General features: G+C 64.0%; 15 protein-coding genes. 12 read left to right on the forward strand and 3 right to left on the reverse strand.

Annotated elements, in window-relative coordinates; all coding sequences use genetic code 11:
* Window positions 1-142 precede the first annotated feature (142 nt).
* Entirely contained in the window at window positions 143-2,389 is a 2,247-nt protein-coding gene (katE, locus tag CDPAHKCJ_RS11285; RefSeq protein WP_166019847.1) for a catalase HPII, read from the forward strand.
* Window positions 2,390-2,843: 454 nt separating this feature from the next.
* Window positions 2,844-4,370 carry a catalase gene (locus CDPAHKCJ_RS11290; RefSeq protein ID WP_166019848.1) on the forward strand — a complete coding sequence of 509 codons (1,527 nt, stop codon included), beginning with the start codon at window positions 2,844-2,846 and terminating at the stop codon, window positions 4,368-4,370.
* A gap of 125 nt (window positions 4,371-4,495) precedes the next feature.
* Here CDPAHKCJ_RS11290 and CDPAHKCJ_RS11295 read toward each other — a convergent pair whose 3' ends face one another.
* Window positions 4,496-6,607, reverse strand: a complete 2,112-nt coding sequence (locus CDPAHKCJ_RS11295) for a prolyl oligopeptidase family serine peptidase (RefSeq protein ID WP_166019849.1) — start codon at window positions 6,605-6,607, stop codon at window positions 4,496-4,498.
* A gap of 268 nt (window positions 6,608-6,875) precedes the next feature.
* Here CDPAHKCJ_RS11295 and CDPAHKCJ_RS11300 point away from each other — a divergent pair, with 268 nt between their 5' ends.
* Genes CDPAHKCJ_RS11300 through CDPAHKCJ_RS11310 form a run of 3 tightly spaced genes read left to right on the forward strand, consistent with a single transcriptional unit; the run spans window position 6,876 to window position 10,521 of the window.
* Window positions 6,876-7,400, forward strand: coding sequence for a hypothetical protein (locus CDPAHKCJ_RS11300; protein ID WP_166019850.1), 525 nt, complete (start codon window positions 6,876-6,878; stop codon window positions 7,398-7,400).
* Window positions 7,401-7,460: 60 nt separating this feature from the next.
* On the forward strand, window positions 7,461-9,635 hold the full coding sequence (locus tag CDPAHKCJ_RS11305; protein ID WP_166019851.1) for a vWA domain-containing protein: 2,175 nt from the start codon (window positions 7,461-7,463) through the stop codon (window positions 9,633-9,635).
* The gene (locus CDPAHKCJ_RS11310) at window positions 9,628-10,521 is read left to right on the forward strand and encodes a class II glutamine amidotransferase (protein ID WP_166019852.1); all 894 of its coding nucleotides are present in this window, start codon (window positions 9,628-9,630) and stop codon (window positions 10,519-10,521) included. The genes CDPAHKCJ_RS11305 and CDPAHKCJ_RS11310 overlap by 8 nt, the downstream gene beginning before the upstream one ends.
* A gap of 121 nt (window positions 10,522-10,642) precedes the next feature.
* Here CDPAHKCJ_RS11310 and cysK read toward each other — a convergent pair whose 3' ends face one another.
* Window positions 10,643-11,608, reverse strand: coding sequence for a cysteine synthase A (gene cysK / locus CDPAHKCJ_RS11315; RefSeq protein ID WP_166019853.1), 966 nt, complete (start codon window positions 11,606-11,608; stop codon window positions 10,643-10,645).
* 519 nt (window positions 11,609-12,127) lie between these two features.
* Between cysK and CDPAHKCJ_RS11320 the strand changes: the two genes are divergently transcribed.
* The 6 genes from CDPAHKCJ_RS11320 (at window position 12,128) to CDPAHKCJ_RS11345 (ending at window position 22,568) form a co-directional block, all read left to right on the forward strand.
* On the forward strand, window positions 12,128-13,888 hold the full coding sequence (locus CDPAHKCJ_RS11320; protein ID WP_166019854.1) for an AMP-binding protein: 1,761 nt from the start codon (window positions 12,128-12,130) through the stop codon (window positions 13,886-13,888).
* 220 nt (window positions 13,889-14,108) lie between these two features.
* On the forward strand, window positions 14,109-18,272 hold the full coding sequence (hrpA, locus tag CDPAHKCJ_RS11325; protein WP_166019855.1) for an ATP-dependent RNA helicase HrpA: 4,164 nt from the start codon (window positions 14,109-14,111) through the stop codon (window positions 18,270-18,272).
* Between the two features lie 400 nt (window positions 18,273-18,672).
* Window positions 18,673-19,857 (forward strand): beta-ketoacyl-ACP synthase III, encoded by a 1,185-nt coding sequence (locus CDPAHKCJ_RS11330; RefSeq protein ID WP_166019923.1) that lies wholly within the window; start codon window positions 18,673-18,675, stop codon window positions 19,855-19,857.
* Between the two features lie 135 nt (window positions 19,858-19,992).
* On the forward strand, window positions 19,993-20,754 hold the full coding sequence (locus CDPAHKCJ_RS11335) for a VacJ family lipoprotein (protein ID WP_166019856.1): 762 nt from the start codon (window positions 19,993-19,995) through the stop codon (window positions 20,752-20,754).
* Between the two features lie 115 nt (window positions 20,755-20,869).
* Window positions 20,870-22,021, forward strand: a complete 1,152-nt coding sequence (locus tag CDPAHKCJ_RS11340; protein WP_166019857.1) for a PP2C family protein-serine/threonine phosphatase — start codon at window positions 20,870-20,872, stop codon at window positions 22,019-22,021.
* A complete protein-coding gene (locus tag CDPAHKCJ_RS11345; protein WP_043333981.1) occupies window positions 22,014-22,568 on the forward strand; it encodes an STAS domain-containing protein in 555 nt (184 codons plus the stop codon). Before CDPAHKCJ_RS11340 ends, CDPAHKCJ_RS11345 begins: the two co-directional genes overlap by 8 nt.
* A 205-nt stretch (window positions 22,569-22,773) precedes the next feature.
* Here CDPAHKCJ_RS11345 and tal read toward each other — a convergent pair whose 3' ends face one another.
* Window positions 22,774-23,712: a transaldolase gene (tal, locus tag CDPAHKCJ_RS11350; protein WP_043333980.1), complete on the reverse strand. Its 939-nt coding sequence runs from the start codon at window positions 23,710-23,712 to the stop codon at window positions 22,774-22,776.
* Window positions 23,713-24,036: 324 nt separating this feature from the next.
* Here tal and CDPAHKCJ_RS11355 point away from each other — a divergent pair, with 324 nt between their 5' ends.
* Window positions 24,037-25,254 (forward strand): Bcr/CflA family multidrug efflux MFS transporter, encoded by a 1,218-nt coding sequence (locus CDPAHKCJ_RS11355; protein WP_166019858.1) that lies wholly within the window; start codon window positions 24,037-24,039, stop codon window positions 25,252-25,254.
* Window positions 25,255-25,271: the final 17 nt, after the last annotated feature.

The raw sequence follows: 25,271 nt of genomic DNA on the forward strand, positions 1-25,271 counted from the left end.
CCCGTCATCGGTTGCCCCTGACGCCCACGTGATTCACATGACCGTGGCAAGGCAGTCGGACAGGGTGATAAAGAGGCCGAATCATCCGTCAGTCATTCCGGATGACGTGTTGCAGATTTAGCGAAAACAGGAGCGTTTGAGCATGGCGAGCAATGAACACGATTCAGCACCTTCTTCCCAGTCGAATGCCGACAGCGCGAAGTGCCCCTATCACGAGGGTCAGAACCGCTCGGCAGAGGGAGAGAACCCCTATACCCATCCCAACCGCAATGGGCCGCACGACACCAAGCCCAATGCCGGTGACGGTCATGCCAAGGACGAGGCGCTGGAGACCTATCGCGCCGACGCCGAAGGGCATGACCTGCGTACCAACCAGGGGCTGCGCATCGCGGACAATCACAACTCGCTGAAGGCGGGGGAACGCGGTCCGACCCTGATGGAAGATTTCATCTTCCGCGAGAAGATGAACCACTTCGACAATGAACGTATTCCTGAGCGTATCGTTCACGCGCGTGGCGCGGCCGCACACGGGTATTTTCAGGCCTACGACAATGCCGCCAGATATTCCAAGGCTGGCGTGTTCAGCGACCCGTCCAGGAAGACGCCGGTGTTCGTGCGCTTCTCGACCGTGCAGGGCTCGCGTGGCTCCAACGATACCGTCCGTGACGTGCGCGGCTTCGCGACCAAGTTCTATACCGATGACGGCAACTGGGACCTGGTCGGCAATGACATCCCGGTCTTCTTCATCCAGGACGCCATGAAGTTCCCCGACTTCGTGCATGCCGTGAAGCCGGAGCCGCACAACGAGATTCCCCAGGGACAGTCGGCGCACGATACCTTCTGGGACTTCGTGTCACTGATGCCGGAAACCACTCACACCGTGCTGTGGACCATGTCGGACCGCGCCTTCCCGCGCCATTACCGCAACATGGAAGGCTTCGGTGTGCATACCTTCCGTCTGATCGATCGTGAAGGCGTGTCGCGCTTCGTCAAGTTCCACTGGAAGCCGGTGGCCGGTACCTGCTCGCTGATCTGGGATGAAGCCCAGAAGCTGTGGGGACGTGACCCGGACTTCAACCGTCGCATGATGTGGGATGACATCAAGAACGGTGCACCGCTGGAGTGGGAGCTGGGCATCCAGGTGGTCGAGGAGAAGGATGAGCACAGCTTCGACTTCGACATTCTCGACCCCACCAAGCTGATCCCCGAATCGCTGGTACCGGTGGTGCCGATCGGCAAGATGGTGCTGGACCGCAATCCGGACAACTACTTCGCCGAGACCGAGCAGGTCGCCTTCAATCCGGCCAACATCGTGCCGGGCATCGACTTCTCCAATGACCCGCTGCTGCAGGGGCGTCTATTCTCCTATCTGGATACCCAGATGCTGCGTCTTGGTGGGCCGAACTTCCACGAGATCCCCATCAACCAGCCGGTGTGCCCGTTCCACAACAACCAGCGCGATGCCCAGCATCGTCAGACCATCAACACGGGTCAGGCGTCCTACGAGCCGAACTCCATCGATGGTGGCTGGCCGGCCGAGACACCGCCGTCCAACGACGCCCATGGGGGTTTCGAGCCGTATCATGAGCGCATCGAGGCGCACAAGGTACGTGCGCGCAGTGCCTCCTTCGGGGATCACTATTCCCAGGCCACCCTGTTCTGGAACAGCCAGACTGACGTGGAGAAGGAACACATCATCGCGGCCTATACCTTCGAGCTTTCCAAGGTCGAGCGTCCGTGGATCCGTGAGCGGGTGATCACCGAGATCCTGCCCAACATCGATCTGGAACTGGCACGTCGCGTCGGTGAGAATCACGGTATCGAGACACCGACCAGCAAGCCCGCGCCGGACGGTGAACTGGGCACCAGCCAGGTCGACAGCGACCCGGCGCTCAGCCTGATGGCGCGCCTGCCGGACTCGATCGCCACCCGCAAGGTCGCGATTCTGGCCGCCGATGGCGTCGCCATGGAAGATGTTCGCTCGACCAAGGAGCAGCTGGCCGCCGAGGGTGCCGAAGGGTTGTTGATCGCCCCGAGCATGGCACCGATCAAGGCCGGAGACGGCACCATGCTGTCGCCGGATGCGATGCTCAATGGCCTGCCGTCCGTGGCGGTGGATGCCGTCGTCGTCGCTGGCGGTGTGGGTAGCGTCGAGGCGCTGAGCGGCTCGGGCCTCGGACTCTATTATGTCCAGGAAGCCTACAAGCACCTGAAGCCCATCGTGGCGATCTGCGAAGGCAAGGAGCTGCTGGCCGCCGCACGCGTGCCGGTCGAGGAGGGCGTGATCCTGGTGGATGATGTGCTCGCCGCCAGCCTGCCGCTGCGTGATGCCCTGATGGCTCACCGGGTGTGGTCGCGTGATGCGCGTGCCAATCAGATGCCAGCATGAGGCGCTGACGTCCCACAAGGTATGATGTGACTCACCAAGCCCCCTGACCTGCGAAGGTCAGGGGGCTTTTTCATGGTCATGATGCGGTCATCTGTGGACGTGAAGATGGGGTGGCGGTGATAAGGTGTAAACAGGGTTGGTGATGTCGTCGGGTTGAGTGCCGTCCCGCGGTTCACGCCGCTGAGAGGGGCTGATAGGCTCGGTGATAGGGGCTGATTATCAAAGGCATGCTGGTAATTGATTATCGCTGGATGCATCAGGTGCGTAAGGTAAGCAGGCATCAAGGGGCCACAAGCCAGCACATGCCGGGCAGGCATCGGCCCCGATCCGATTCGACAATGGGCTGCAGGCTTTCACATCAAGCAGCGCATGAAGAAAATGTGACATCAGCAGCATCTGGCCTTGCCAGTCGAGTTTGATAGCGCTTTTTTCTACCTGACAGGAGAACGTCTACATGTCCCAGACTCCACGCTATACCACTGGTAACGGCGCCCCGGTGCCTCACGATGACATCAGCCAGACAGCGGGCCCGAATGGCTCACTGACCTTCGACAACTGGCGTCTGTTCGAGAAGCTGGCGCACTTCAACCGTGAGCGCATTCCGGAGCGTGTCGTCCACGCCCGCGGCGTCGCCGCCTACGGCACCTTCACCCTGACCCGTGACCTGTCTGATCTGACCATCGCCCGCTTCCTGCAGGGTGTCGGCAAGCAGACCCCGTTGCTGGCGCGTTTCTCCACCGTGGCCGGTGGTCAGGACAGCGGCGACAACACTCGTGACGTGCGCGGCTTCTCCCTGAAGTTCTACACCGAGGAAGGCAACTGGGACATGGTCGGCAACAACACGCCGGTGTTCTTCATCCGTGAGCCGTCCAAGTTTCCTGACTTCATCCATACCCAGAAGAAAGACCCGCGCACCAACATGGTCGACTGGCAGAACCGCTGGGAATTCTGGGCCAACCATCCGCAGGCGCTGCATCAGGTCACCATCCTGATGTCCGACCGCGGTATCCCCAAGTCGCTGACCACCATGAACGGCTACAGCTCGCATACGCTGAGCCTGTGGAACGACAAGGGCGAGCGTGTCTGGGTCAAGTGGCACTTCAAGACCGACCAGGGCCACGAGACACTGACCGATGATGAAGCGGCACAGGTCGCACCGGACTTCCACCAGCACGACATGTTCACCCGCCTCGAGCGTGGCGAGCGTCCGAGCTGGACCGTCAACCTGCAGGTGATGACTGAGCAGCAGGCGCGCGACTACCACATCAACCCGTTCGATCTGACCAAGGTGTGGCCGCACGGTGACTTCCCGCTGATGGAAGTCGGCAAGATGGAACTCAATCGCAACCCGGAGAACTACTTCGCGGAAGTCGAGCAGTCCGTCTTCTCGCCGTCCAACTTCGTGCCGGGTATCGGCGCCTCGCCGGACCGCGTGCTGCAGGCACGTCTGTGGGCCTACGCCGATGCACACCGCTACCGTGTCGGTGCCAACGCCGAGCAGCTGCCGGTCAACCGTCCGGTCTGCCCGGTCAACCACTACCAGCGTGATGGCGTGATGGCGGGCATGTGCCCGGTCACCGGTCACGGTGGCGGTCCGCTGGGCGGCCAGGTCGGCCAGGGCGTGCCGGGAGAAACGAAGGAAGGTGGCCAGTACTCACGCACCAACTTCTACCCGAACGAGCGCGCAGACCAGGGGGCTCCGGTGCCGGATGCCACCGTCGCCGAGCCGGCGATGCCGCTGGAGCAGAACGCCTGGATGGGCTATCACGACAACAGCGATGAGGATAACTACAGCCAGGCCGGCAACCTCTATCGCCTGTTCGACGAAGGCCAGAAGACGCGCATCACCGACGTCATCGCCGGCACCATGGTAGGCGTCAGCCACGTGGTCCAGGACAAGATGATCGCGCATCTCCGCCAAGCGGATGCCGACTATGGCGAGCGTGTCGCCACCAAGCTGGCCAAGCTCGATCCGCGCTGAGTCAGTCATGCTGCACCCTTCGTCAGGTCAGCAGTGATTCCATGAACTGACGAAAACCTCAAGGCCCCCGCCGGTGAACCGGCGGGGGCCTTGTCGTATGCGTGAAGCGGAAAACAGATCGCGCCTCAGCCGTCGTCGCGGAGGGTGTCTTGCGCGTTCGCCGTGTCACTCATCCCCAGCGCCCACAGCAGGAAGGCATCCTGACGCGCATTGTCCCGCCACGCCTTGAAGCGACCCGAGGCACCGCCGTGTCCGGAGCTCATGTCGGTGCGCAACAGCACCGGATGCGGCGTGCAGTCCATCTGGCGCAGACGCGCATACAGCTTGGCCGGTTCCCAGTAGGGCACGCGGGTGTCATGCCAGCTGCCCTGCAGGAACAGCGGCGGATAGGGCGCGGCACTCAGGTTGTCCAGCGGCGAATAGGCGCGGATGCGGCGGCGTGCCTCGTTCTCGTGCGGGTTGCCCCACTCGGTGTACTCCGCCGTGGTCAGCGGCAGCTCAGGGTTTTCCATGGTGCGCAGCACATCGACGAAGGGCACATCGAGCACCGCGGCGCAGAAGGCCTCGGGACGCTTGTTGAGGCTGGCACCGACCAGCAGACCACCGGCGCTGGCACCGTAGGCGGCGATGCGATCCGCGGCCCCGACGCCTTGCTCGACCAGCGCATCACGCGCGGCAAGGAAGTCGTTGAAGCTGTTTTCCTTGTGCTCCAGCTTGCCGGCCAGATACCAGGGCTCTCCGCGATCACCGCCGCCACGCACGTGGGCGACCGCGAAAGCCACCCCACGTGTCAGAAGCTCAAGACGGGCAATCGAGAACCAGGGGTCCAGCGTCTCGCCGTAGGCACCATAGCCGTAGAGCAATACCGGCAGCGGGGCGTGAGGGCGGCCTGTGTCGTCACATAGATCGCGCCGCATGACCACCGAGACCGGCACCTGCTCACCATCGTCGGAAGTCGCCCACAGGCGGCGGCTGATCAGCTGCTCGGGCGCGAGATCGCCATGCACGGTCTGACGCTTGAGCAGGCGGCGCTCACCCGTGTCGAGGTCCAGCTCGATCCAGCTCGGCGGCGTGGTGAAGCTCTCCTCGCGGATGCGCAGGCGGCGAGCGTTGAAATGTGGGCAATCGCCCAACCCCTGACTAAGGGGCTGTTCAGGCAGCGCGAGACGTTCGTCACGCTGGATGACGCCGCTGTCGTCGAATTCCACGACGCGCAGCCAGGCCTGGGCCTGCCGGTGATCGCGTTCATCGACCATCAGCCCCCAGCTGAAGGCCTCGACGCCTTCCAGCGTCACTTCATCGCGGGTAGCGATCAGCGGCTGCCAGTCGCCGGGCGCATGCTCGGCGGCGATATCGAGCTGGAAATGCGGCGCTTGCCTGTTGTGCAGCACATAGAAGTGGCCGGGGCGGTGGTCGACGCCGTACTCGACGCCGGTCTCGCGGGCGCGCACCAGACGCCTCTCACCCAGCGGGGCGTCGGCCTTGAGCAACCAGGTCTCGCTGGTGTCCTTGGAGGCGGTCTCCAGAATCAGCCAGGCGCGTGAGCGGGTCTTGCCCATGCCGACCCAGAATTCGCTGTCTTCCTCGCGATAGAGCAGCGTCTCGGCGCGGCTCGCCACATTCAGACACCAGATCTCGAAGGGGCGCTGGGTGTTGTCATAGCGCGTGAACAGCAGGTGCTGGCCGTCCTCGGCCCACACCAGATCCGGCCCGATATCCTCCAGCAGACACTCGTCATCGTGACCGGCGTTGCGTGAGTCGCCATTCGTCGCGTTCAGTGTTGCAAGACGCAGGCTGAACACCTCGTCGCCGCTGGTGTCCAGAGTCCATGCCAGTTGCTGTTCATCCGGGGAGATGGCCATCTCGCCCAGCTCGACGAAGTCGTGATGGCGCGACAGGCTCTGCAGGTCCAGCAGGCATTCGTGCTGGCGGGTATCGGCGGGGTCGGCACCGATCGCATGGCGCCACCAGACTGGATAGTCGGCGTCAGCGGCGGTCTCGCTCCAATAGATGTAGTGATCCAGCGCCTCGGCCAGGCTTGAGACGGCCAGTTCGCGGCGCGCAAGATGGCCGTGATAGAGAGCATCGCTCAGCGGCGCGAGCGGGGCGAACCAGCGATCGCTCTCGGCGTTGGCCGCCGTGAGAAAGGTGGTGACCTCTGGCGTGTCGCGTTCTTCAAGCCAGTGCCATTCGGGGTCATCGGCACGATAATGGCGCTGGACGGGGCTATCGGGCATGGCTACCTCGTGAAAGTCGGGTGCTCGAGTGTGTCGGGCGGGCATGGAGTGTAACATTGAGCCTGTCCCACAGCGTGCGCAAGCCCTTGCCTCATGGGAGGCATCGCCGCCGTGAGAGATGAACGCGCAGCCTCTGGTGCCATACAGACGTGTGGCCCCGATGATGGGATGACTCGATGGCTGAACTGAGGTGCTGGGTGCTTCTGCACCCAACAGGCAACCCTCAGAATGTCAGTCTCGACAGGATGTTATGACAGGAGTGAAGGGCATGATGATTTCCGATTCGCTGCCGCAGATGTGGCTGATCTATTTTGGCCTGGCGGCGGTAGTGCTGTTTACCGGCTATATGGCGGTGCGAATACTGCCGCGTTTTCTGCGCTGGATCCTCGTCGGCGGCATCGCCGGCATGATCGCCGTGCCGACCAGTTTTCACGTCACGGCCAGCGTCGCGGAAGATGCCTATACCGGCCTTGCGCCAGCCATCGTGGCCTTTGCCGTCAGCGTGGTACAGAAGGATGGTGGTGGCATGGCCTCGGCCTTCGGCATGCTGGTACTGGGCATCGGGGCGGGCGTGGTGCTGGGCCTGGTGATCTGGTGGCTGGGTCGCGGGCGTGAACAGCGTCGTCGCGCCGTCCAGCAGCGCCGTCAGCCTCATGCCCACGAGCAGGAGGATGAGGAAGTGGGCGAAGGCCACGCCGCTGGCGCCAGCTTGCGTAGCGAGAAACGTGGCACCCCGGCTCGTGCGTCGGCGCGTACCCGCGCAGGCCGTGACCGTCAGGAACCGTCGCTCTGATCGAGCGTCGTTCGATCAGCGCCAGCCGTGCATTGTCCTAGCGTGGACTAAGGATCTGTCATGCCCCGTGATGTAGCTGTCACTTCATCTCATGAGCCAGCCTGTTCATCAGAGCTTGCGTCCGGCTCTCTATCGAAAGTTGCGGGGGCGCGCTGGCTGGCTGCCCTGATGCTGGCGGGCATCAGTCTCGCGTCGCCCTCGGCCTTCGCCGAGCAGGCATCGTCAGCGGACAACGCCTCGGCCAGCGAGCCGATGAGTGGGTCGGTAAGTGGGCCGGTAGATGAGTCGCCAAGCGAGCAGGCTGAGCAGATGCCGTTCGTGGCCCGGGATGTCGCGAGTGACGCGGTCGCCGTGGGTGGCTCGGCGCGCGACATTGCGCCTGACCTGCGCATGGCGATCGATGTCTCCGGCAGCATGAAGCACAACGACCCGACCAATCTGCGCGCCAGTGCGCTGGACCTGCTGGTCACCTTGCTGCCGGAGCGCTCGCGTGCGGGGCTGTGGGGCTTCGGTGAGCAGGTACAGCCCCTGCTGGCACTGGGCGCGGTCGATGCGGGCTGGAAGCAGGCGGCCCGCGGGCTGGAAGGGCGGCTTGACGATTACGAGCAGTACACCGATCTCGAGGCGGGTCTGCGTGCCGCCGCCGAAGGCGCCGATGCGAGCATCGATGGCCAGGGGCCGCGTCAGATCATTCTGCTCTCCGATGGCATGGTCGACCTGCGTGAGCCGAGCAGCGAGAAGGCCGCCTCGGACAGCGCCTCACGTCAGCGCATCACCGATGAACTGACGCCACAGCTTGCTGCGCACAACATCACGGTGCATACGGTCGCGCTGTCGCGCAATGCCGATATCGATCTGCTGCAGCAGGTCGCCGATGGCACCGGTGGGCTGGCGACGGTCGCCGAGACCCCGGAAGATCTGCTGCGTGCCTTCCTCGGGGCGCTCGACCGAATCGTGCCCGGCGAGCTGGTGCCGCTCGAGGACAAGCGCTTCACCATCGATGGCAGCGTCGAGGAATTCACGGCGCTGGTCTTCCACGGCCCCGATGACAGCGCACCGGTGTTGATCGCGCCGGATGGCCAGCGCTATTCGCTGGCCGACAAGGCCTCGTTGCCCGAGGGTGTGCGCTGGGAACATCAGCCGCGCTATGACCTGATCACCGTGACCGATCCCGAGGCCGGGCAGTGGCGTATCGAAGGGCAGGTGGGCGTCGATAGCCGTATCACCGTGGTGTCAGACCTGGCGCTGGTATCGCGCCCGCTGCCCGCCACGCTGTATCGCGGCTTTGGCTATTCTCTTGCGGCTTCGCTGGTCGACGGCGCACGCGATGTCGCCGAGCAGGATTTCCTGGCGACGCTGGACGGCAATGCACGTCTGGTGCCGGAAAACGAGGGTGGCGCGGATGCCAAGGAAGAGAGCGCAGCACGTTCAGCCGGCATGGCAGCAGACACGGGTGTCGTGACCACCGCCCAGCAGCGCGGCCTTGAGCGTGACGGCGCAGAGTTCAGCGTCAACATGCCGCCGCCGCAGCAGCTGGGTGGCGCTCGCCTGACGCTCACCATCAAGGGGCAGCGCGATGGTGCGCCCTTTGCGCGTCAGTTGAGCCAGCGCACCAGCGTGGTCGACCCGCTGCTGGTCGAGCCTATCGGTGGCAATGCGCAGAATGCGACGCCGCCGAGCGCGCTGGAGGTCAGCGCGCGCCATCCTCTGCTCAACACCGCCAATACCCAGCTGGACGCGACGCTGCAGGGCGAGCCGTTGAGCGTGGCGGAAGCGGGCGAGACTCGCTGGCGTATCGAACTGCCGCCGCTGGAACGTGACGTCAGTGCCGATGTGCAGATCAGTGCACGCATCGCGCTGGGCGGGAGTTCGCGGGTGATCGACCTGGCGCCCTATACCCTCAACGAGAATGCGGCGCGGCGTGCCGCCAATCTGGACCGCTCACCCATCGAGGGTGAGTCATTCGGTGAGATTCAGGGCCTGGATCAGGCGGTAGAGGAGAAGGAAGACCTCAATGATCTGCTGATGAAGGGCCGCCTGCCCATCGACAAGGTGCCTGCGTTGATCAGTCAGTGGTTCGAAGGGGCTTCGGACTTTGCCCGGCGTGAGGCAGAATCACCGCAAAGCCGCATGATCGCTTACGCCGTGGCCGGTGTGATCGGCCTGCTGGTAGTGATCATGTTGGTGCGTCGCATGACGCGCAAGCCGACTCAGCGGGAGGAACCCCATGTGTGAACTGCTCGGCATGAGTGCCAATGTGCCGACCGATATCTGCTTCAGCTTCGCCGGTTTTCTGCAGCGAGGCGGTGGTACTGGTCCGCACCGCGATGGCTGGGGAATCGCCTTCTATGAAGAGGGCGGTTATCGCGAATTCCGTGACCCGCATCCGTCGGTGGATTCGCCCATCGCGCGCATGATTCTCGACTATCCGATCAAGTCGCAGATGGTCATCAGCCATATTCGCCAGGCCAATGTCGGCCAGGTGACACTGGCCAATACCCACCCGTTCACGCGCGAGCTGTGGGGCCGGCAGTGGTGCTATGCCCATAATGGTCAGCTGGCGGACTGGCAGGCACTGCCCCTGCCGTACTATCGCCCGGTGGGCAGCACGGACAGCGAGCACGCCGCCTGTTTCCTGCTCGGTGAGATCCGGAGGGCCTTCCCTGAACCGCCCTCTCGCTGTGAAGACCTGTGGCGGCATCTGCACGCCCAGTGCGAGCGTCTGCGCGGGCTTGGCGTCTTCAATCTGCTGCTCTCCGATGGCGTGCATCTCTACGCCTACTGCTCCACCAAGCTGGCGCACATCACGCGCCGCGCTCCTTTCGGGCAGGCGAGCCTGACTGACTTCGAGATGAGCGTCGACTTCCAGCAGCACACCACCGATGCCGATGTGGTCTCGGTGATCGCCACTGATCCGCTGACCGACAACGAGCAGTGGCAGCGGCTGCTGCCGGGGCAGCTGGTCGTGTTCCGCGAAGGCGAGCTGGTCGCCAGTCTCGGCGGTGAGTTGCCGCTGAGCCAGGAAGAGCCAGGGCAGGAGCCGGCCGAGAGCGGCGCGGTCGATCGCACCGCGACCGCGCGCCGCAAGCCCGACTGGCTGGCTTCTGACTTGAGTTGCTGACGTTTGGTGATCTGCGTCGCTGACGCTGAGTGACGGAGAAAGAGCTTGAATGCCAGACACACGAAGGGCCGCGATTGCGGCCCTTCGTGTGTCTGGCTGTTGTCTGGTCTACGTGTGAGACTCAGCCTTCGACGTCGTCGAACATGCCGGCGAACATCGGCGAGGACAGGTAGCGCTCGCCGCTGTCCGGCAGGATGACGACGATGGACTTGTCGGCGTAGGCGGGGTCTTCTGCCAGACGCAGTGCCGCGGTCATCGCCGCACCGCAGGAGATGCCGCACATGATGCCTTCTTCCTGCATGATGCGACGCGCCATGGCCATGGCGTCTTCACTGGCGACGGGTTCGACGCGGTCGATCAGCGCCAGGTCCAGGTTGTCGGGAATGAAGTTGGCGCCGATGCCCTGGATCTTGTGCGGGGCTGGCGTGATCGATTCGCCCTGCATGCGCTGGGTAATGATGGCGGATTCCGCCGGCTCCACCGCCACGGCTTCGAGTGACTGGCCGCGCACCGTCTTGAAGTAGCGGGCGATGCCACTGATGGTGCCGCCGGTACCGACGCCCGCGACCAGCACGTCCATCTCGCCATCCAGCGCGTCCCACAGCTCTGGGCCGGTGGTCTCTTCGTGGATGCGCGGGTTGGCCGGGTTGGAGAACTGCTGCGGCAGGAAGTAGCGTTCCGGCTCGGCCTTCTGCAGCTCGCAGGCCTTGTCGATGGCGCCCTGCATGCCCTTGGCCGGATCGGTCAGCACCAGGTTGGCGCCGAGGGACTTCAGCACCTTGCGGCGCTCCATGCTCATCGAGGAAGGCATGGTCAGGGTGACGGGGTAGCCACGCGCCGCGCCGACGAAGGCCAGTGCGATACCGGTGTTGCCGGAGGTCGGCTCGATGATCTCCATGCCCAGCTTGAGTGCGCCGCGCTCTTCGGCGTCCCACACCATGCTGGCACCGATACGGCACTTGACCGAGAACGCCGGGTTGCGGGCTTCCACCTTGGCGTACAGGCGTGGATGGCTGCTGAGGCGGTTGATCTTGACCAGCGGTGTATTGCCGATGGCTTGCGAGTTGTCCTGATAGATCTTGGCCATGCGAGGTCCTCTGGATATCTGGCGGCTAGACAGCGAGCAGGCCCGCTGCTTGAGTGAAGTGATGACGCTCAGCAGCGGCTGTCGCGACTGTATGAGCATAAGGTTAAGGGCTAGCCTGGCGCGACTCAAAGGCCTGAAGCGCATAACGACATGGCAAGGTTGCCAGTCGCGGTCAGCCTCTGACCAAGGTCGTACAAGAGTAGTGATCTGATTTGACGAGACTTTTCAGAATGTGAACGATGGTTTCAATCGGTCGTTTTACATCGTTGGCCTGACTGGTTAAGGTGAAGTGCGGCGGCCCTGGAGGTTCTCGCCAAGGTGTCGCCGGTGCGTTGCCGGCACCTGCGCGCGCGCTGTCGCGCCGTCCTTTTCCCATCACGCCGCCATTCATGTCATTGTTCACATGTGGGCGTGACGCCCTGATAACAACAAGTGCTGAATTCTCGCCTGTGGCTGTCAGTGAAAGACTCCGCGCCCGGCCACGATCCAGCAGACGAATGCAGTCATGGAGCCCAAGCCATGCATGATGCCAATCCTGCCAACGCCTCGGCAGACCCGGAAGCCGACAAGGCGTCTGATCACGCTGGCCCCGTGACCGGGGACGCCAACCTGATCGTCAGTGGTGAGCCGTTGTCCGGCCTCGAGGATTACCCCTCGATTCTCGAGGTCTTCGAGGCCAGCTGCGCCAACTATGCCAGCCGTCCGGCCTTCAGCTGCATGGACAAGACGCTCAGCTACGCCGATGTGGACCGCCTGTCGCGCAATTTCGCCGCCTGGCTGGAACACGAGACCGGCCTTGAGCCCGGGGATCGCATCGCCATCCAGCTGCCGAATCTGCTGCAGTTCCCGGTGGCCGTGTTCGGCGCGCTGCGCGCCGGTCTGGTGGTGGTCAACACCAACCCGCTCTATACCGAGCGCGAGATGCAGCACCAGTTCCATGACTCCGGCGCCCGCGCCATCGTGATTCTGGCCAACATGGCGGACAAGCTCGAGAAGGTGCTCAAGCGCACGTCCATCGAGGAGGTCATCATCACCGAGATCGGTGACCTGCATGACTTTCCCAAGCGCCCGCTGATCAATCTGGCGGTGCGCTACGTCAAGAAGATGGTGCCGAAGTACCACCTGCCCGACGCCCACTCGCTGCGCAGCGTGCTCAAGCGCGGCGCGGGGCTCTCGCACACACGTGTCACGCGTCAACCCGAGGACATCGCCGCGTTGCAGTACACCGGCGGCACCACCGGGGTTGCCAAGGGCACCATGCTGACCCACCGCAATCTGGTCGCCAACATGCTGCAGGCGCGCGGCGTGATCAGTGATGTGCTCAATGAAGGCCAGGAGGTGTTGATCGCGCCGCTGCCGGTCTATCACATCTATACCTTCACGGTGAATTGCCTCTACAGCATGGAGAGCGGCAACCACAGCGTGCTGATCACCAATCCGCGCGACATCGACGGCTTCATCAAGACGCTGGCCAGGACGCCGTTCACCGCCTTCGTTGGCCTCAACACGCTGTTCTCGGCGCTTTGCCAGCGTGATGATTTCAAGGCGCTGGACTTCTCCAGCCTCAAGCTGACCATCTCCGGCGGCATGGCCCTGACGCGCAGCGCAGCTGAACGCTGGGAAGCCGTCACTGGCTGCCCGATCGCCGAGGGCTACGGCATGACCGAGACCTCGCCCATCGTCAGCTTCAATCCGCCGCGCGAGCTGCAGCTGGGCACCATCGGCAAGCCGGTGCCGGGCACCGAGCTCAAGGTGGTGGATGCCGATGGCGTGACGCTGGGGCGTGATGCGCCGGGCGAACTGTGCGTGCGCGGCCCCCAGGTGATGAAGGGCTACTGGCAGCGTGACGATGCCACGCGTGAGGCGATGGATGACGAGGGCTTCATCCGCACCGGCGATATCGCGGTCATCCAGCAGGACGATTTCGTGCGCATCGTCGATCGCAAGAAGGACATGATCATCGTTTCAGGCTTCAATGTGTTCCCCAACGAGATCGAGGACGTGGTCAGCGGGCATCCGGATATCGTCGAGGCCGCGGCCGTGGGCGTGCCGGACGAGCAGAGCGGCGAGGCGATCAAGCTGTTCGTCGTGTCCAGCAACCCGGATCTGGATCGCGACAGCCTGCGCAGCTGGTGCAAGGAGCAGCTGACCGGCTACAAGGTGCCGCGCTTCGTCGAATTCCGCGACGAACTGCCCAAGACCAATGTCGGCAAGGTGCTGCGTCGTGAGCTGCGCGACAGCGAAGAGAGCGCTGGCAATACGCCGGTACGCGAGCACTGAGGGCAGCGCTGAGCCGGCGGCGTGGCAGGAGACAAGCGCCGCCAAGGTTGGGCGCGGCTACGTGCAGGGCTACAATGGACGGCCCGTCACTTGTTGACGGGCCGTTTTGTCATTCAGGCATCATGGCTTGCTGCCCCGTGCAGGCGAGAGTGAGGCTGAATTCCCGAGAGTTTCCGGCTGCGCGCGTGGCGTGTGGTCGCTGGTTGAGAAGAGGCAGTCCTTGAGCGACACCGCTACCGCACCGTCCGAACATGCGCGTCTTGAAGCCCTCGCGGCTCGCCTTGAACGCGCCCTGAGCCGTGATCAGCGCGAGCTGGGCAAGCGCCTGGCTGGCCTGCGGCGGCGTCTCAAGGAAGGCAAGCCGGTCGATCGTGCCATCAACGACATCGAGAGCCGCCTGGAGGCGAGCATCGCCCAGCGCACTGCACGCGAGACGGCGCTGGCGCGCTGGCAGACCCCCGCCGCGCTCAACTATCCGCCGGAGCTGCCGGTGGTGGAACGTCGCGAGGACATCCTCGCCGCGCTTGCCGAGCATCAGATCGTGGTGGTCGCCGGTGAGACCGGTTCGGGCAAGACCACCCAGCTGCCCAAGCTGTGTCTGGAGATGGGGCTGGGGCGCAATGGCCTGATCGGTCACACCCAGCCACGCCGTCTGGCGGCGCGTTCGGTGGCGGCACGTCTGGCCGAGGAGCTCGAGACGACACTCGGCGACACGGTCGGCTATCAGGTGCGCTTCAATGACACCACCGGCCCGTCGACGCTGATCAAGCTGATGACCGACGGTATCCTCCTGGCGGAAACCCAGCATGACCCGGACCTGAGCCGCTACGAGGCAATCATCATCGATGAGGCCCACGAGCGCAGTCTGAACATCGACTTCCTGCTCGGTTATCTCAAGCGTCTCACCGCGCGCCGTCCGGACCTCAAGATCATCATCACCTCGGCGACCATCGACGTGGAGCGCTTCAGTCAGCACTTCGCGGCCCAGGATGGCACGCCGGCGCCCATCGTCTCGGTCAGCGGGCGCAACTTCCCGGTCGAGACCCAGTACCTGCCGCTGGTGCGCGATGCCGAGGATGAGGAAGACCTCAGCCTGCAGGAAGGCATCCTGCGCGCGGTGGAAGAGCTGTCAGTGATCGAGCGTGAGAAGGGCTGGATGCAGGGCCCGCGTGACGTGTTGATCTTCCTGCCCGGCGAGCGCGAGATCCGCGCTACCGCGGACACCCTGCGTCGCGCCCAGCTGCGTGATACCGAGGTGCTGCCACTGTACGCGCGCCTCTCGAACGAAGAGCAGAATCGCGTCTTCCAGCCGCATCGTGGCCGTCGCATCGTGCTGGCCACCAATGTCGCCGAGACCTCGCTGACCGTGCCGGGCATCCGCTACGTGATCGATCCGGGTCTGGTGCGCATCAGTCGTTACAGCTATCGCTCCAAGATCCAGCGACTGCCGGTGGAACCGATCAGTCAGGCCAGCGCCAACCAGCGCAAGGGCCGCTGCGGGCGTATCGCCGAAGGCCTGTGCATCCGCCTCTACAGCGAGGAGGACTTCCTCGCGCGTCCGGAATACACCGAGCCGGAAATCCAGCGCACCAACCTGGCCTCGGTGATCCTGTCGATGCTGTCGCTCAAGCTGGGCGACATCGAGAAGTTTCCCTTCGTCGATGCGCCGGATTCGCGCTTCGTCACCGATGGCTTCCGCCTGCTGCGCGAACTGGGCGCGGTGGATGAACACAACCGCCTGAGCCGTGATGGCCGCACCCTGGCGCGTCTGCCCATCGACCCGCGTCTGGCGCGCATGGTGCTGGAAGGCGCCTCGCGCGGCTGCCTGCGTGAAGTGCTGATCATCGTCAGCGCGCTGTCGATCCAGGACCCGCGCGAGCGTCCCGCCGACAAGCGCCAGCAGGCCGATCAGATCCACCACGAGTGGGATGACGACAACTCCGACTTCGTGAGCTGGCTGAACCTGTGGGAAGGCTTCGAGCTGGCGCGTGACGCCTTGGGTGCCAACCCGCTGCGCCGCTGGTGCAAGGCGCGCTTCCTCAACTACCTGCGCCTGCGCGAGTGGCATGACACCTTCCGCCAGCTCAAGCAGCTGACGCGTGACCTGGGGCTGGAGATGACCAGCGCCCAGCACGAGCGCGACGCCGAGGCGCAGGCCGAGGTCACCGCGCGGGTATTGGCCTCACCGGGGCAGGGCCGCCGCCCGTCGGTGGCCATCGATCACGAGTCATTGCATCGTGCGCTGCTGACCGGGCTGCTCTCCAATCTCGGCCTCAAGCAGGAAAATCGCGAGTATCTCGGCGCGCGCAACCGACGCTTCTTCGTGCACCCGGGTTCCGGAGTGGCGAAGAAGTCGCCCAAGTGGGTGATGGCGGCCGAGATGGTCGAGACCACCAAGCTCTACGCGCGTCAGGTCGCGGCGATCAAGCCCGAGTGGGTCGAGCCGCTGGCCGAGCATCTGGTCAAGCGCAGCTACAGCGAGCCGCATTGGGAGATGAAGCGTGCCCAGGTGGTCGCCAGTGAGCAGGTGACCCTGTTCGGACTGCCCATCGTCACCGCACGCAAGGTGCATTACGGCCCGCTGGCGCCACAGGAGTCCCGCGAGCTGTTCATTCGCCGCGCGCTGGTCGAGGGTGAGTTCCAGACCCGTGCGCCGTTCTTCGCCCACAATCGCGGCCTGATGGATGAGGTCGGTGAGCTTGAGGACCGCGCGCGCAAGCGGGACATCCTCGTCGACGAAGAGACGCTGTTCGCCTTCTATGCCGAGCGCATTCCGGAAGGCATCTACAACGGTCGCAGCTTCGACAAGTGGCGCAAGGAAGCCGAGCGCGACAAGCCCGATGTCCTGCATCTGAATCTCGACGACCTGATGGCGCGCGATGCCGAGGAAGTCACCGCCGCGCGCTACCCCGAACAGCTGCACCACAATAGCGTCGCTTACCCGCTGAGCTATCACTTCGCGCCCGGTGCGGTGGATGACGGCGTCACGATGATTGTGCCGGCGGCGATGCTCTCGCAGCTGCCGCGCTATCGCATCGAATGGCTGGTGCCGGGGCTTCTGCGTGACAAGGCCATCGCGCTGATGAAGTCGCTGCCCAAACAGTACCGCAAGCAGGTGGTGCCGATTCCCAACTGGGTCGATGCCGCACTCGAGGCGCTGACCCCGGACGACGTGCCGCTGACCGATGCACTGGCCGAGTTCATGCGCGTCAATACTGGCCTGCGCCTGCCGCAGGATGCCTGGGCGCCCGAAACGCTGGAACCGCACCTGAAGATGAACCTGCGCATCGTCGATCAGGACGGCAAGGTGCTGGGCGAAGGGCGGGATCTCGAAGCGCTGGAGGCTCGCTTCAAGGACTCGGCCGCGGCCGCCGCGCGGGCGATGGCCAACCGCAGCCGTGAAGCCGACAGCGAAGTGCTGGAAGATCTGCCGGAAACGCCGATCGCCACCTCGCATAGCACCACCCAGGCGGGCATCCGCGTCGAGGCCTACCCGGCGCTGGTGGTGAAGGCGGCGCCTGCCGACAACGGCATGAGTGCCAAGCAGCGCAAGCTGGCGCGCAAGACCGGCAAGAACAGCGCGCCGTCCAGCCATGCGCCTGCCAGCGCGACGGCTCAGGTCGAGCAGAGCCTGAGCGTGGAGCTGTTCGATCATCCGGCCAAGGCTGCCGCCGCGCACCGTGATGGCATCACGCGCCTGGCGATGGCACGCCTGCCGGACCAGGTGCGCTATCTGGACCGTGATCTCAAGGCGCTGGAGCGCTGTGCGCTGCTGTTTGCCAAGGTCGGCACGCGTCGCCAGCTGGCGGATGACTTCATCTACAGCGTCTTCGAGCAGGTGATGGCCGTCGAGCCGCTGCCGCGTTCGCGCAGCGAACTGCAGGCGCGTCTCGATGACAAGCGGGCCGAGCTGGTGCCGCATGCCGAATCGCTGCTCAAGCCGCTGGAAGCCGCACTCAAGCAGCATCTGGAGCTTTCCAAGCGCCTCAAGGGCAAGATCGACTTCTCGATGGCGCTGGTGGTGGCTGACCTCAAGGCCCAGCAGGCGCGCCTGATCACGCCGGGCTTCATTCAGGCCTCCGGTGAATGGTTGCATCAGCTGCCGCGCTATGTGGAGGCGATGCTGATCCGTCTCGACAAGGCGCCGCGTGAGCGCATACGCGACCAGCGTGACATGGAGGAGGTCAAGGGCTTCGAATCCCGCCTTGATGCCCGCCTGAGCAAGGCGCGTGAGCAGGGGTTGCCGGATGCGGAGCTGGAAGAGTTCGGCTGGTGGCTGCAGGAACTGCGCGTCTCGCTGTTTGCCCAGCAGCTCGGCACCCTGGAGACCGTCTCCGCCAAGCGTCTCGAGAAGCGCTGGCAGGAGCTGATGGCGCGCCGCTGATGCCCTGAGGCCGCGCTCTGTCATGGCTTAAGCTCTGTCATGGCTGAAGCTCTGCCTTGGCTGAAGCTCTACCTTGGCTGGGACCATTCCAGGGCGCTGTGTATGTCATCAGGAGCTTGCGTGACCGGTACGTGGAGGCGTGCCGAGGCGGGATGGCCCAAGCTGCAGACAGGAATTGCTGTTTAAGCATTCACTGTGGCCGCTCGACAAATGCTGACTCGGGCGTCTGGAATCGCCGAGACAGCGTACACTGAACATGGGGCATGACGACGCGGCGCCGGGTCGTGCCCCGCTCAATTCTGGTGATATCCCGCGGGATAGCACTGTCAGGAGTGGATGCATGCCAAACAATGACAATGTTCACGCTGCCGAGACGCAACACGCCAACGCCGGTCAGTCCATGAGTGCCAGCGGCAATCATCGCGTACTGATCACCGGTAGCGGGCTCTACACGCCGCCCAATGCCATCAGCAACGAGGCATTGGTGGCATCCTTCAATGCCTGGGTGGCAGCGGACAATGCCGCCAATGCCGACGCCATCGCGCGTGGTGAGCGTGAGGCGCGCACCGAGTCCAGCGTCGAATTCATCGTCAAGGCCTCGGGTATCCACAGCCGCTACGTGCTGGATGCCGAGGGCATTCTCGACCCGGAGCGCATGCGCCCACGCCTGCCGGCGCGCGCCAATGACCAGCCCTCGGTGCAGTGCGAGATGGGCGTGGCGGCCGCGCGTGAAGCGCTGGTGGCGGCGGGCGTCAACGCCGCGGACCTGGATCTGGTCATCGTGGCCTGTTCCAACCTCGAGCGCCCCTATCCGGCGGTGGCGGTGGAACTGCAGGCCGCGCTCGAGGCCGGTGGCTATGCCTTCGACATGAACGTGGCGTGCAGCTCCGCCACCTTCGGTATCGAGACCGCCGCCAACGCAATTCGCAGCGGCAGTGCCAAACGTGTGCTGATGGTCAATCCGGAGATCTGCAGTGCGCATCTCAACTTCCGCGACCGTGACAGCCACTTCATCTTCGGGGATGCTTGCACGGCCGTGGTGCTGGAAGCGGCGGATGTCGCCACGCGCACCGATGGCTTCGAGGTGCTCGGCACGCGTCTGGTGACGCGCTTTTCCAACGCGATACGCAACAATTTCGGCTTCCTCAATCGCACGGCGGTGCTTGAGGACGACGTGGCATCCGCGATGACACTCGACAGCGCAAGCCATCGTGAACAGGCCGATGACAAGCTGTTCATCCAGGAAGGTCGGCGCGTCTTCCGCGAGGTCTGCCCGATGGTGGCCGAGCTGATCACCACCCATCTGGGCGAGGTTGAGGCAGACGGCGGTGATCTTGATCGCATGTGGCTGCACCAGGCCAACCGCCACATGAACGACATGATCGCGCGGCGTGTGCTGGGACGTGACCCGTCGAGCGAGGAAGCGCCGATCATTCTCGATCGCTACGCCAATACCAGCTCCGCTGGCTCGGTGATCGCCTTCCATCTCCATCACGCTGACCTGGCGCCGGGGAGCCTGGGGGTATTGTGTTCTTTCGGGGCAGGCTACAGTGCCGGCAGTGTGCTGCTGAAACGCTGCGGTTGAAGCAGGACATTGCGCGAATCCACGTGGCCTGTGCTGGCTCTTGGCGGGCGCGGAACGTATAAAGAAGACCGGACCTGACAGCCAGGGATGTGGCAAGGACCGCTGCAGGAATCCAATAGACTTACAGGTGACGAGATGCACACGATCAAGACTTCCCTGCCGGCACTGCTGGCCATGTCTCTGCTGGCGGGTTGCGCCAGCACCGGAGACAGCGAGCCGAACCCTCAGGACCCATGGGAGGGCTTCAACCGTAACGTCTATACCTTCAATGACACCCTGGACCGCTATGCCCTCAAGCCGGTCGCGCAGGGCTATGACTATGTGACGCCGGAGCTGGTACAGGATGGCGTGGGCAACTTCTTCTCCAATCTGGGAGAGGTCAGCACCATGTTCAACTCGGTGCTGCAGTGGAAGTGGGCCAATGCCGGTGTCTCCACCGGCCGTCTGCTGCTCAACTCCACCGTCGGCATCGGCGGCCTGTTCGACCCGGCCAGCGAGCTTGGCTGGACAGTGGATGAGGAAGACTTCGGTCAGACCCTCGCCGTCTGGGGCACAGGGCAGGGGCCGTATCTCGTGCTGCCGCTGTTCGGTCCGAGTACCGTGCGTGATACCGCGGGCATGCCGGTGGATTACTTCGCTGATCCCGTCAATTACGTCGAAGACGACAAGGTGCGTTACGGCTTGAAAGCGCTGGATCTGGTCGATACCCGTGCTGGTCTTCTCGAGCAGGAGAAGCTGATCCAGGGCGATCGCTACAGCTTCATTCGTGATGCCTACCTGCAGCGCCGCAACTTCGAGATCAACGATGGCAAGCTGGGCGATGATCCCTTCGCCAGCGACAGCTTCGATGACGCCGATCTTGACGGTGCCTTCGCACCGGAAGACGACAGCCAGTAACGCGTCACCCGCAGCAGGCGACCGGTACCGTGATGGGTCAGTAGTGCCGGTCGCGAGGGCAAGCAGCATCAAGACTGCGAGTGGATGGCAGTAAGGACGGGAATGAGGGGTTGGCATGGCGGATGAGCAAGGCAAGCGTCTGTTGATCGGTCTGATTGATCTTCCCGGCTCGCGGCGTGATGCGCTGGCGAACCTGTTGACGGATGAACGCTGTGCGGTGGCGGCCTGTGATGGCATCGCGGCACTGCCCAGCGGGGTGGCGGTGGTGGTCGCGCATGTCGAGGCCGTCTCCAGTCATGAGTGGGCGCGTCTGGCCGAGCGTCTGCCGACGGTGGTAGTGGCCGAGAGCCGGGGCGATGAGTGCCTGTTGCCGGCGGTGGAGGCCGGGCTGGTCGATTACCTCATCTCGCCGCGCGAGCATGGCTCGGTATTGCGCAGTCTGCTCAAGCGGGCGGCGGAGCATCACCAGCTGGCCCATGAGCACGCCAAGGCACGCGCGCGCCTCGAGGAGCTCAACGAGCACCTGGAGACGCATCTGGCGCTGCTGCGTCAGGACCAGCAGGCCGGTGGCCAGATCCAGCAGCGTCTGCTGCCCCAGAGCGGTCAGCACATCAATGGCGTCAGTTATGAGTACTGCCTGTCGCCGTCGCTGTATCTGTCGGGTGACTTCCTCGAGTATCAGGCGATCGACGAACGCTTCAGCCTGTTCTACTTTGCGGATGTCTCCGGTCATGGCGCCTCGTCGGCCTTCGTGACCGTGCTGCTCAAGCTGTTGTTCGCACGCGCGATCCGCCACTGGGAGGAACATACGCCGGAAACCTTCGGCCCCGAGTGGCTGGCACTGCTCAACCGTGAACTGATCGACAGTGGTATCGGCAAGCATGCCACGGTGATGTGTGGTGTGATGGACCGTGATACGCGCACGCTGCATTACACCCTGGGCGCCCAGCTGCCGATGCCGGTACTGGTCACGCCCGACGGCGAACTGCGTGAGCTGGAAGGCAGCGGTCGGCCGGTGGGGCTCTTCCCAGACACCCGCTATCCAGCGTATCGTGTGGCGCTTCCTGAGCGCTTCCGTCTGTGGCTGGCCAGTGATGGTGTACTGGAATGCCTGCCGGGCGAGGCGCTGGAGGACAGGACTCGAGCACTGCATCAACGGATTCTGAGCAGTGAGGATGTGCAAGGATTGCGTCGTGGACTGGCGCTGGATGGCGAGCTGCCGGATGACCTTACCTTGATGACGCTGACAGGATTCCATGATGGATGAAGGACGTATCCAGGCCGTGTTCGAAGACGGCCTGTTCGTGCTCAAGCTATCCGGTGATGTACGCCTGACGCTGTGTGCCACGCTGGATCAGCAGGTACAGCGCGTGGCTGCGGTTGAGGGACTGGAAAGCGTGATCATCGATCTGCGCGAAGCGACCAATGTCGATTCCACCGCACTGGGCTTTCTGGCCAAGCTGGCGCTGGCGGTCCGCGACCGGTTGGTGATGCCGGCGCAGGTGGTGGCTGCCCATCCCGACGTGCTGACCATGCTCAAGGTGATGGGGTTCGACGAGGTGGCCAGTGTCGTGGACGCCGGCAGCCTGCCGGAGGCGGACCAGGCCGATCTGGACGGAGCTTCCTGCTGCAACGCGCCAGCGTTGAACGAGTCTCAGGATGACGCCGATGCCTCGCCCCAGCAGGAACAGGAGCTGCGCGGGCGTATTCTCGAGGCTCACCGGCTGTTGATGTGCCTGAATGGCCACAATCGCCTGGAGTTCCAGCCGCTGATCGAGCTGCTGGAAAGCGAGGAGCATCGCCAGCCGCACTGAAGGCGCCGGGACGTTGAGCCTGACAGCACGTCGCTTAAAGCACGAATCTGACAGCGCGAATCAGACAGCACGTTTCTGAAAGCACGTTTCTAAAAGCATAAAGAAAGCGCCTGCCGTGAAACACGGCAGGCGCTTTTTGTTGCCTTGGCCATTCAATGAGCTCTTGCTTAACAAGAGCTCATCATCGGCGCTATGCTCCGTTGGCTCAGTGGCTGCGCAGTTCGGCCAGCAGAGTCTCGAGCTTGCGCTGATCGGCCATGAACTTGCGGATACCTTCGCCCATCTTCTCGGTGGCCATGGCATCTTCGTTCATGTCCCAGCGGAAGTTGGACTCGGTCAGCACTTCCGGCACGTTCTGCTCGGCATCGGCGGCCAGCAGGCGACGTTCCAGCGGGCCGGTGCTCTCGGCCAGCTCACCCAGCAGTGCCGGCGAGATGGTCAGGCGGTCACAGCCGGCCAGCGCTTCGATCTCGCCGGTGTTGCGGAAGCTGGCGCCCATCACGATGGTCTTGTAGCCGTGACCCTTGTAGTGCTCGTAGATGGCCTTGACCGACTTCACGCCCGGGTCGTTGTCGCCGCTGAAGTCGGCGTCCGGCTGATTGGCCTTGTGCCAGTCGAGGATACGACCGACGAAGGGCGAGATCAGCGTCACGCCGGCATCGGCACAGGCCTGGGCTTGGGCGAAGCTGAACAGCAGCGTCAGGTTGGTGCGGATGCCCTCGCGCTCGAGCTTCTCGGCGGCGCGAATGCCTTCCCAGGTGGAGGCAGTCTTGATCAGGATGCGTTCCTGACCGACGCCATTGGCGGCGTAGCGCTCGATGATGCGATGCGCGCGACGGATGGTCTCGTCGGCATCGAAGGACAGACGGGCGCTGACCTCGGTGGAGACATAGCCCGGCACCAGGCCGGCGATCTCGGTACCGATGTCCACGGCCACGGCGTCGACGGCATCATCGATGTCGGTGGCCTTGCGCGCGACTTCGGTCAGGCGCTCGCGACGTGACGGGTCCTGAGCGGCCTGCAGGATCAGTGACGGGTTGGTGGTAGCATCAGTGGGCGCGAAGCGACGAATGGCCTCGAGGTCACCGGTGTCGGCGACGACGGTGGTCATTTCCTTGAGTTGGGAGAGCTTGTCCTGTGCCATGCAAGAGTTTCCTGTACTGAGCGTGAGCCACCCGAAGGGGTGAGTGGCCCTCATGAATAAGGCAAGAGGTGAAGGGCAGGGGCCGCCGGAGCGAGCGCTGCCACCGAGTGTGCACCCACGCCTGGCGGCTGTGAAGACATCTCGGGCCGATCGCCCCAAGTGGATGATCCGCGGGGATTTCATCAGCGTGATGTGACATTCGTCACCTGTGTAGGTCAACTGTATCAATTGTGTGGCGGCGCGCCCACTGTCGTCATCTGACGGCAAGAGCGTGGCGTTTTCGGCACGTGGGCATACCATCGAAAAACGATTGCAGGAGGGGATGTGGACAAGCGTCAAACCCGTCAGCTGGCCTTGCTGGTCGCGGCCAATACGGCCCTGGCTCCATTGGCCATCGATGCCTATCTGCCGGCACTGCCGGCCATGGCAGAAGACCTGGCGACCACGGTGCACCATACGGAGCTGTCGCTGTCGATCTTCCTGCTCGGCTTCTCGCTGGGGCAGCTGATCTTCGGCCCGTTGTCAGACCGTATCGGGCGCAAGCCGGTCCTGCTGTCAGGCATCTTCGTCTTCCTGCTGGCGAGTCTGGCCATCACCCAGGTCGAGAGCCTCGAGGGGCTCTATGCGCTGCGCTTCCTGCAGGCGCTGGGCGGCGGCGCCTCGGTGGTCAATTCCTCGGCGATCGTGCGCGATTGCTTCAGTGGCCGCGAGGCGGCCAAGGTGCTGTCCACCGTCGCGGTGATCATGATGCTGGCACCCTTGATCGCGCCTGCCATCGGCAGTCTTTTGCTGGGCATGGCGGGCTGGTGGCTGATCTTCGCCTTCCTGGCCGCCTATGCTGCCTTCCTGCTGGTGGTGCTGCCGCTGCGCTTGCCCGAGACCCGGCGCAAGCGCGAGGCGGACGAGCCGCCGGCCAGTCTCCTGCAGGTCGCGCGTGACTATGCCAGCGTGCTGCGTCACGGGCCGGCGATGGGCTATGCGCTGACGCAGGCGATGGGCTTCGGTGGCATGTTTGCCTTCATCACCGCGTCGCCCTACGTCTATATGCAACATTTCGGAGTGACAGCGGCCTGGTATCCGGTGCTGTTCGGTGCCAACATCCTGTTCATGTTCACCGCCAACCGACTCAACGTGCGTCTGCTGTCACGCCTGTCGCCACCGCGTCTGCTGCGCATCGGCATCGGTATCCAGCTGTGTGCCGCCATCCTGCTGGTGTCGGCGCTGGCACTGGGGCTGGACCTGCTGTACGTCATCGCGCCGCTGCTGATGGTGTTCGTCGGGGCCAACGGCATGGTGGCACCCAACGCGATCTCCTCGGCGCTGGAGTATTTCCCGCGCATCAGTGCCACGGCCAATGCGCTGATCGGCAGCATGCAGTTTGCCAGTGGCGCCGTGATCGGCATGCTGATCGCAGGCCTGGCGATGGATAGCCTGTGGCCGATGATCCTCGGCATGCTGGGCACGGCACTGGTCAGCAATATTCTGCTGCGGGTGCTGGCAGGGCGCCGTGCCCTGGCGCGCCATGAGACGCCGCCCGACTGAGAATGGCTTGAGCCGGC

Origin of the sequence: Cobetia sp. MB87 (genome assembly GCF_011319755.1) — a bacterium.
GTDB lineage: Bacteria > Pseudomonadota > Gammaproteobacteria > Pseudomonadales > Halomonadaceae > Cobetia.